Origin of the sequence: Streptomyces sp. MnatMP-M17 (genome assembly GCF_900091995.1) — a bacterium.
Taxonomy (GTDB): domain Bacteria; phylum Actinomycetota; class Actinomycetes; order Streptomycetales; family Streptomycetaceae; genus Streptomyces.
This window is the reverse complement of record NZ_FMDK01000542.1, coordinates 1-9,144: the sequence shown is the minus strand read 5'-3', so window position 1 is coordinate 9,144 and position 9,144 is coordinate 1. Positions and strand designations below refer to the sequence as shown.

Sequence of the window (9,144 nt, the reverse complement as noted above, 5' to 3'; positions counted from 1 at the left end):
CGCCCGCCGCCCAGGCACGGCCGGGCTCGGCGCCCGCCGCCGGCGCCGACGCGGTGAAGGTCTTCGACGCCGAGGTCACCCAGGAGCAGATACCGCTGCTCCTCTCAGCGGGCCAGGACGCCCATGAACTCACCGAACGGGCCCCCGAGAAGGGGACCGCCAAGGTCGAGCTGTTCCTCACCGACGGTCAGGCGCGCGCCCTGGAGAAGCAGGGCGTCGAGGTCGCCGAGCGCAAGGTTCCCGCGAAGTCGGCGGCCCGCACCCGCGCGGCGGACGAGGGAGTCTTCCGCCCGTACAGCGGTGAGGGCAACCTCCAGGAGGAGATCGTCGAGACCGGGCAGGCCAATCCCGGTATCACCAAGGTCGTCTCCATCGGCAAGACGGTGCTGGGACAGGACATCCTCGCCCTCAAGGTCAGCAAGGGCGCGCGCACCGCCAAGGACGGATCCAAGCCGTCCGTGCTCTACATGTCGAACCAGCACGCGCGGGAGTGGATCACTCCCGAGATGACGCGCCGGCTGATGCACCACTACATCGACAACTACGGCAAGAACCCCCGAATAACGAAGATTGTCGACTCCACCGAGCTGTGGTTCGTCCTCTCCGCCAACCCGGACGGCTACGACTACACCTTCAGCTCCGACAGCGCCCGCCTCTGGCGCAAGAACCTCCGTGACGTCGACGGCAACGGACAGATCACTTCCGGCGACGGCGTCGACCTGAACCGTAACTTCGCCTACAAGTGGGGCTACGACGACGAGGGTTCGTCCCCGCAGCCCGCGAGCGAGACGTACCGTGGCACGGGCCCCAACTCCGAGCCCGAGACCCAGGCGATCGACCGCTTCGAGCGGCGCATCGACTTCGACTACGGCATCAACTACCACTCCGCCGCCGAACTGCTCCTCTACGGCGTGGGCTGGCAGGTCGCGACCCCGACCCCCGACGACGTGCTCTACAAGGCGCTCGCGGGCACCCCGGAGAACTCCGCCATCCCCGGCTACTACCCGCAGGTCTCCTCCGAGCTGTACACCACCAACGGTGAGGCCGACGGCCATGCGGCGAACGTCAACGGCACGATGATGTTCACGCCGGAGATGACGACCTGCCAGACCGCGTCCGGATACGACCCGGACGACGCGTGGGAGGCACGGGACTGCCAGTCCGGCTTCAACTTCCCCGACGACGAGAAGCTGATCCAGGCGGAGTTCGCCAAGAACGTCCCCTTCGCGCTCTCCGTCGCCGAGACGGCCGCCCACCCCGACCAGCCCTCCTCGTCGGTCGGCCTGACCGCCCCCGACTTCACGCTCGACCCGTTCACCACCTCGTACGCGCGCGGCGCCGACCAGGAGGTCTCCGTCACCGCGCGCTCGTCGCTACGGAAGATGGAGCTCAACTACCGCGTCAACGGCGGCCGTACCGAGCAGGAGAGGATCAGGGCCTGGAAGGGCGGCGAGACCTACGGCGGTGAGGACAACCTCCACTTCGACCAGTACCGCGCCAAGGTCGAGGACGCCGGTCCGGGTGACAGCGTCGAGGTCTGGTTCACCGGACGGACGGAGGACGGAAAGGCCACCTCCAGCGAGCACTTCACCTACACCGTGGCCGAAGTCCCCCGCGCCGACACGCTCGTGATCGCCGAGGAGGGCGCGCCCGCCCAGCAGGCCCAGACCTACGTCGACGCCCTGCGCGCCAACGGCCGTACCGCCGTCGTCTGGGACGTCGCCACTCAGGGCGCACCGCACCCGCTGGGTGTTCTCAGCCACTTCTCCACGGCCGTCCACTACACGGGCGCCGTGGCCCCCGGCGGCCCGACCCAGCTCGCCGTGCGCGACTTCCTCAACGAGGGCGGCAAGCTCATCGAGGCCGGAGAGCTGGCTGGTGGCAACGCCACGGTCGGGCGGGCCCAGACCAATGACTTCAGCCAGTACTACCTGGGCGCCTACGGACGCGCGTCCAACGCCCGCGCCACCGGATTCAGCGGCGCGGGAGTCCTCTCGGGAGCGGCCGGAGCACTCGGCGCGGCGCCCGGCAACCCGCTGAACGCGGCGGGCAGCTACACCGTCACCTCCGACACCCTGGACCCGGAGACCTTCCCGCAGTTCGCGAGCGCGCAGGCGGGCGTGTACACCGGAACCCCGAACCCGTACGCCCCTTACGAGGGCCAGTGGATGGCCGCCGCCACCCACCAGGACAACGACTGGCGCCGGCTCACCCGGACCGTCGACCTCACCGGGATCGACGCGGCCGACAAGCCGGAGCTGCGCCTCGCGCTCAACTGGAACACCGAGCCGGGGTACGACCACGCGGTCCTGGAGGCCCACACCGCCGGTGCCGACGACTGGACCACCCTCCCCGAGGCCGGCGGCGCGACCAGCACCACCGTGCCCGCCGAGTGCGAGGCCGGGTTCTTCCTCCAGGGCCACCCGTTCCTCGGCCGCTATCTGACCCTCGGCAACGAGGCCTGCACCGCGACCGGCACCAGCGGCGCCTGGAACAGCCTCACCGGCAGTTCGAACGGCTGGCAGCAGGTCGTCTTCGACCTGAGCGCCTACGCGGGCAAGAAGGCCGAACTGTCCCTCAGCTACATCACCGACCCCGGCAGCGGCGGGCGCGGACTCTTCGCGGACGACGCGCGGCTCGCCGTGGGCGGCGTGGAGCAGGCGTCCGAGGGCTTCGAGACCTCGCTGGGGGCCTGGACCACTCCGGGCGCGCCGGAGGGAAGCCCCGCGGTGGAGGGGGACTGGGCGCGTGCCCAGGAGCTCTTCAAGTCGTACGCGGCGGTCACCACGCGTGACACCGTGCTGCTCGGATTCGGTCTGGAACACGTGCGGGACACGGGAGAGCGCGTGACGCTCCTCGGCAAGGCACTGAGCGCCCTGCGGGACTGATCCCCGCCCCCACGCACGCGGTGGCCCGTACCCGTACCCACGGGTACGGGCCACCGTCGGCTCACAGGGCCACTCGATGTCACCACGCGGGCCGTGGAGAGGTAGGGTCATACGAGGTCGGGGACATCCCATACAACTCGCCGGCGTCGAAACCCGGCGTACCTAACGAGGAGATCGGTTCGTGACGATCCGCGTAGGCATCAACGGCTTTGGCCGCATCGGTCGTAACTACTTCCGCGCGCTGCTGGAGCAGGGTGCAGACATCGAGATCGTGGCTGTCAACGACCTGGGTGACACTGCGACCACGGCGCACCTTCTGAAGTACGACACCATCCTGGGCCGTCTGAAGGCCGAGGTGACCCACACCGCCGACACGATCACCGTCGACGGCCACACGATCAAGGTGCTCTCCGAGCGCAACCCGGCCGACATCCCCTGGGGTGAGCTGGGTGTCGACATCGTCATCGAGTCGACCGGCATCTTCACCAAGCGGGACGACGCCGCCAAGCACCTCGCGGGCGGCGCCAAGAAGGTCCTCATCTCGGCTCCGGCCACGGACGAGGACATCACGATCGTGCTGGGCGTCAACGAGGACAAGTACGACGCGGCGAGCCACAACATCATCTCCAACGCCTCCTGCACCACCAACTGTGTGGCGCCGATGGCCAAGGTCCTCCTGGAGAACTTCGGCATCGTCTCGGGCCTGATGACCACGGTCCACGCCTACACCAGCGACCAGCGCCTCCAGGACTTCCCGCACAGGGATCTGCGCAGGGCCCGCGCCGCGGCGGAGAACATCATTCCGGCGAGCACCGGCGCGGCCAAGGCCCTCGGTCTGGTCATCCCGGAGCTGGCCGGCAAGCTCAACGGCATGGCGATGCGGGTCCCGGTTCCCACGGGCTCCGTCACCGACCTGGTCGTCGAGACGGAGCGCGTGGTGACCAAGGACGAGGTCAACGCGGCGTTCCGGGCGGCGGCCGAGGGCGAGCTGAAGGGCTACCTGGACTACACCGAGGACCCGATCGTCTCCTCGGACATCGTCAACTGGCCCGCCTCCTGCACCTTCGACTCCTCCCTGACCATGGTCCAGGGCAAGAGCGTCAAGGTCATCGGCTGGTACGACAACGAGTGGGGCTACTCCAACCGCCTTGTCGACCTGACCGTCTTCGTCGGTGGCCAGCTCTGACACAGGGCCCATGAGTTCAGGGCCGCTGAGTTCAGGGCCGGTAGGCATCTCGATATGAGCGACAGGGCTCGGTCGGCGCATCCGCTGCGCTGTTCGAGCCCTGTTGGCCTGTCCAGACATCCCAAGGAGTCCAGCAGCAGATGAAGACGATCGACGAACTTCTCGCCGAAGGGGTCGGCGGCAAGCGCGTATTCGTCCGTGCCGACCTCAATGTGCCGCTCGACGGCACCACCATCACCGACGACGGCCGGATCCGGGCCGTACTGCCGACGGTCGCCCGGCTCGCCGAGGCCGGCGCCCGCGTCGTCGTCGCCTCCCATCTGGGCCGCCCCAAGGGCGCCCCGGAGCCCGCCTTCTCCCTCGCTCCCGCCGCCGCGCGCCTCGGTGAACTCCTCGGTGCCGATGTGGCGTTCGCGACCGACACCGTCGGCGACTCCGCCAAGGCCGTCGTCGCGGGCCTGGCCGACGGTCAGGTCGCCGTCATCGAGAATCTGCGCTTCAACCCGGGCGAGACCGCCAAGGACGACGCCGAGCGCGGCGCCTTCGCCGACGAGCTCGCCGAGCTGGCCGATCTTTATGTGGGCGACGGCTTCGGCGCGGTGCACCGCAAGCACGCCTCGGTCGTCGATCTGCCGGCCCGGCTGCCGCACGCCGCGGGCGGACTGATCGCCACCGAGGTCGCCGTGCTCAAGAAGCTCACGGACGACGTACGGCGTCCCTACGCCGTGGTCCTCGGCGGCGCCAAGGTCTCCGACAAGCTCGGAGTCATCGACCATCTCCTGGAGAAGGCCGACCGCATCCTGATCGGCGGCGGCATGCTCTTCACGTTCCTGAAGGCACAGGGCCATGAGATCGGCTCCTCGCTCGTCCAGGAGGACCAGATCCCGGTCGTCCAGGAGTATCTGAAGCGGGCCGACGAGCGCGGTGTGGAGTTCGTACTCCCCGTGGACGTCCTCGTCGCGGCGGAGTTCCCGGACCTCAAGACCAAGGCGCCCGCGCACCCGGACACGGTGGCCGCCGATGCCATTCCGGCCGGAAAGATGGGCCTGGACATCGGCCCCGAGACCGGCCGGCTGTACGCCTCGAAGCTCCTCGACGCCGAGACCGTCTTCTGGAACGGTCCCATGGGCGTCTTCGAGCACCCCGACTACGCCGAGGGCACCAGGGCCGTCGCCCAGGCGCTCGTGGACTCCCCGGGCTTCTCCGTCGTCGGTGGTGGCGACTCCGCCGCCGCCGTCCGGATCCTGGGCTTCGACGAGAACGCATTCGGCCATATTTCGACCGGTGGCGGCGCCAGCCTCGAATACCTCGAGGGCAAGACGCTTCCCGGCCTCGCCGCACTGGAGGACTGACCACCAAATGAGCACCCGTACCCCGCTGATGGCGGGCAACTGGAAGATGAACCTCAACCATCTTGAGGCCATCGCCCATGTCCAGAAGCTCGCCTTCGCCCTGACGGACAAGGACTACGACGCCGTCGAGGTCGCCGTGCTGGCGCCCTTCACCGATCTGCGGTCCGTGCAGACCCTGACCGACGGCGACAAGCTCAAGATCAAGTACGGCGCCCAGGACATCTCGGCGCACGACTCCGGCGCGTACACCGGCGAGATCTCGGGCCCGATGCTGTCCAAGCTGAAGTGCACCTATGTCGCCGTCGGTCACTCCGAGCGCCGGCAGTACCACGCCGAGACGAACGAGATCTGCAACGCCAAGGTGAAGGCCGCGTTCAAGCACGGGCTGACGCCGATCCTCTGTGTGGGCGAGGGCCTGGACATCCGCAAGGCCGGTGACCAGGTCTCCTACACGCTCGCCCAGCTCGACGGCGGCCTCAAGGACATCCCGGCCGAGCAGGCCGAGTCCGTGGTGATCGCGTACGAGCCTGTGTGGGCTATCGGCACCGGTGAGGTCGCCACTCCCGAGGACGCCCAGGAGGTCTGCGGAGCGATCCGCGGACGGCTGGCCGAGCTGTACTCGCAGGATCTGGCCGACCAGGTCCGGATCCAGTACGGCGGCTCGGTGAAGTCCGGGAATGTCGCCGCGATCATGGCGCAGCCCGATGTGGACGGCGCCCTGGTGGGCGGCGCGGCGTTGGACGCCGACGAGTTTGTCAAGATCGTCCGGTTCCGGGACCAGTAAGGATCAGTAAGAGCCAGTAAGGACCGGTCGGCGACCGGTCAGCACGGGGTTCCGGAATCGGTAAGCACGGGTTCCGGGACCGGTAAGTATGCGGCGGCTCGGATCCGTCGTACCCTTGCGGGGGCCGGCTCGGGACGGTGGAACATCTCCCGGCGGGTCCCCGCAGTCCATATCGGAACCATCGGGTCTGACTCCCAGATCCCGCCGGTTCTGCCCGTCCGAGGAAGTTGGTCCAGCCGTGGTAATGGGGTTCTCGATCGCCCTCATCGTCTTCAGCCTGCTGATGATGCTGCTCGTGCTGATGCACAAGGGGAAGGGCGGCGGCCTCTCCGACATGTTCGGTGGCGGAATGCAGTCGTCCGTCGGTGGTTCCTCGGTCGCCGAGCGTAACCTCGACCGCATCACCGTGGTTGTCGGTCTGCTGTGGTTCGCGTGCATTGTCGTTCTTGGTCTGCTGCTGAAGCTGGACAGCTAGACACACGTACGGTACGGCGTCGCGGGCGCGGCCTATCATGGGGTTCCGCGCCGGGCGGCAGGGGGTAACTCCCTTCACTGGACGCGCGTTGGGCCTTACGTAGACTGGGGCGCCCGGCAGCGGAGCTGCCTATCGATGCTTTGCGGCACCATCACGCAGGGAGTTACGACCGTGGCAAGTGGCAACGCGATCCGGGGAAGCCGGGTCGGAGCGGGGCCGATGGGTGAGGCCGAGCGTGGCGAGTCCGCGCCGCGCCTGCGCATCTCCTTCTGGTGCTCCAACGGGCACGAGACGCAGCCGAGCTTCGCCAGTGACGCACAGGTTCCGGAGACGTGGGACTGCCCGCGCTGTGGATTCCCGGCCGGTCAGGACCGGGACAATCCGCCGGACCCGCCGCGTACCGAGCCGTACAAGACGCACCTCGCCTATGTACGGGAGCGACGCAGCGACGCGGACGGCGAAGCGATCCTCGCCGAAGCGCTCGCCAAACTGCGCGGCGAGATCTAGACACGAGATCTGGACGCATCAGGATCTGGACATAACGAGATCTGGATACATCAAGATCTGGACATACTTCGGCTGGCCGGACACCCAACAGGTGTCCGGCCGGTTTGTTCTGCCTCGTCCGTGGCTCGTGTCGTCCCGTCGTCGCGCGGTCACCCTGATCGCATAGGTTGGTCGGGCAGCAGGGCACGCACACACGCACGAGAAGAAGTGGACCGATGTCCGAGATGAACGCAGAAGGCCGTACCAGGCTCACCCGGACGCCCGAGTGGAACGCGCTCGGCAAGCACCGTGAACAGCTCGGGCAGACGCATCTGCGGGAGCTGTTCGCCGCCGATCCGGCGCGCGGCACCGGCTATACCCTCAAGGTGGGCGATCTCCACCTGGACTACTCCAAGCACCTGGTGGCCGACGAGACGCTGACGCTCCTTCGCGAGCTGGCCGCGGCGACCGGCGTGGCCGAGCTGCGGGACGCGATGTTCCGCGGCGAGAAGATCAACACCACCGAGGACCGCGCCGTACTGCACACGGCGCTGCGCGCCCCGCGCGATGCCGTCATCGAGGTGGACGGCGAGAATGTCGTACCGGCGGTGCATGCCGTACTCGACAAGATGAGCGCGTTCGCCGACCGGATCAGGTCCGGCGAGTGGACCGGGCACACCGGGCGTCCCATCAAGAACGTGATCAATATCGGTATCGGCGGCTCCGACCTCGGTCCCGCGATGGCCTACGAAGTGCTCCGCTCCTTCACCGACCGTGATCTCACGGTCCGCTTCGTCTCCAATGTGGACGGCGCGGATCTGTACGAGGCCGTACGGGACCTGGATCCGGCCGAGACGCTCTTCATCATCGCGTCCAAGACCTTCACCACCATCGAGACCATCACCAACGCCACCTCGGCCCGCTCCTGGCTGCTGACCGAGCTGGGCGCCGGGCAGGAGGCCGTCGCCAAGCACTTCGTGGCGCTCTCCACCAACGCCGGCAAGGTCGCCGAGTTCGGTATCGACACGGCCAACATGTTCGAGTTCTGGGACTGGGTCGGCGGGCGCTACTCGTACGACTCGGCCATCGGCCTCTCGCTGATGATCGCGATCGGTCCGGACCGGTTCCGGGAGATGCTCGACGGCTTCCATCTCGTGGACGAGCACTTCCGTACCGCGCCGCCGGAGGCCAACGCGCCTCTGCTGCTGGGTCTGCTGGGCATCTGGTACGGATCGTTCTTCGACGCCCAGTCGCATGCCGTCCTGCCCTACAGCCACTATCTGTCGAAGTTCACCGCGTATCTCCAGCAGCTCGACATGGAGTCCAACGGCAAGTCGGTGGACCGGGAGGGCCGGCCGGTCGAATGGCAGACCGGACCCGTGGTCTGGGGTACTCCGGGCACCAACGGGCAGCACGCGTATTACCAGTTGATCCATCAGGGCACCAAGGTCATCCCGGCCGACTTCATCGGCTTCGCCCGGCCCGTGGACGATCTGCGGCCCGGTCTGGTCGCGCAGCACGATCTGCTGATGGCCAACTTCTTCGCGCAGACGCAGGCGCTGGCCTTCGGCAAGACGCCGGAAGAGGTACGCGCCGAGGGCGTGCCGGAGGAGCTGGTGCCGCACAAGACCTTCCGCGGCAACCACCCGACGACCACGATCCTCGCCGAGGCGCTCACCCCGTCCGTGCTCGGCCAGCTCATCGCGCTCTACGAGCACAAGGTGTTCGTCCAGGGCGCCGTCTGGAACATCGACTCCTTCGACCAGTGGGGCGTCGAGCTGGGCAAGGTGCTCGCCAAGCGGATCGAGCCCGTGCTCACCGGTGAGGAGTCCGGCGACCAGCTCGACGGTTCGACCGCGGCGCTGGTCGCCACGTACCGTTCACTGCGTGGCCGCTGAACCGGTGGCGGAGGGGGCCCGGCGGCTCCGGCCGCCCGACAACACACTGAACGAACGCGCCATCGGCTGGGGGCG

At 68.1% G+C, this 9,144-nt stretch carries 7 protein-coding genes; all 7 read left to right on the top strand.

Annotated features, from left to right (window positions below):
• Positions 1–2,888, top strand: a 2,888-nt coding sequence (locus GA0115259_RS23715) for a M14 family metallopeptidase (RefSeq protein WP_093600793.1), incomplete at its 5' end; no start/stop codon positions are given.
• A gap of 181 nt (positions 2,889–3,069) precedes the next feature.
• The gene (gene gap / locus GA0115259_RS23710) at positions 3,070–4,074 is read left to right on the top strand and encodes a type I glyceraldehyde-3-phosphate dehydrogenase (protein WP_093600791.1); all 1,005 of its coding nucleotides are present in this window, start codon (positions 3,070–3,072) and stop codon (positions 4,072–4,074) included.
• A 140-nt stretch (positions 4,075–4,214) separates the two neighbouring features.
• Positions 4,215–5,426, top strand: coding sequence for a phosphoglycerate kinase (gene pgk, locus GA0115259_RS23705; RefSeq protein ID WP_093600788.1), 1,212 nt, complete (start codon positions 4,215–4,217; stop codon positions 5,424–5,426).
• A 7-nt stretch (positions 5,427–5,433) separates the two neighbouring features.
• Positions 5,434–6,210: a triose-phosphate isomerase gene (tpiA, locus tag GA0115259_RS23700; RefSeq protein ID WP_093600785.1), complete on the top strand. Its 777-nt coding sequence runs from the start codon at positions 5,434–5,436 to the stop codon at positions 6,208–6,210.
• Between the two features lie 244 nt (positions 6,211–6,454).
• Positions 6,455–6,685, top strand: coding sequence for a preprotein translocase subunit SecG (gene secG, locus GA0115259_RS23695; protein WP_046495616.1), 231 nt, complete (start codon positions 6,455–6,457; stop codon positions 6,683–6,685).
• A 171-nt stretch (positions 6,686–6,856) separates the two neighbouring features.
• On the top strand, positions 6,857–7,192 hold the full coding sequence (locus tag GA0115259_RS23690) for an RNA polymerase-binding protein RbpA (protein WP_003976875.1): 336 nt from the start codon (positions 6,857–6,859) through the stop codon (positions 7,190–7,192).
• 224 nt (positions 7,193–7,416) lie between these two features.
• Entirely contained in the window at positions 7,417–9,069 is a 1,653-nt protein-coding gene (gene pgi / locus GA0115259_RS23685) for a glucose-6-phosphate isomerase (RefSeq protein ID WP_093600795.1), read from the top strand.
• The last annotated feature ends 75 nt before the right edge of the window (positions 9,070–9,144 follow it).